The 245-nt window shown below is 65.7% G+C and carries 2 pseudogenes; both read right to left on the reverse strand.

Annotated features, from left to right (window positions below):
* Positions 1 to 117 (reverse strand): annotated as a pseudogene (locus tag SB756_RS33975) (TIGR02281 family clan AA aspartic protease); the annotation flags it as partial.
* Positions 114 to 245: pseudogene (locus SB756_RS33980) on the reverse strand (DNA topoisomerase IV); the annotation flags it as partial. The pseudogenes SB756_RS33975 and SB756_RS33980, both read right to left, overlap by 4 nt.

The following is a 245-nucleotide window of genomic DNA, read 5'->3' on the forward strand; positions in this document are numbered from 1 at the left end:
GGGGTTACGCTGGCTGTCTTCCCACTGGCCGAAAAAACGCGTAGCAAGAAACAGTGCCGCCGCCCAGGCGACAACCATCAGCACCCTGCCCGCGCGCTTGCCCGGCGTCTGGCTCATGGCTTGGCGCTCCAGCCGCCTTCCGGCGCATCGAAGCGCCAGACGATCGGGCGGGTTTCGCCATCGGCACGGGCACCGTTGTTGTTGTCCAGGCCAATCCAAGCGCCCTTGGCATCGATTACCAGCGC

This window comes from Pseudomonas sp. SIMBA_068 (assembly GCF_046534705.1).
In the GTDB taxonomy this organism is placed as follows: Bacteria; Pseudomonadota; Gammaproteobacteria; order Pseudomonadales; family Pseudomonadaceae; genus Aquipseudomonas; species Aquipseudomonas putida.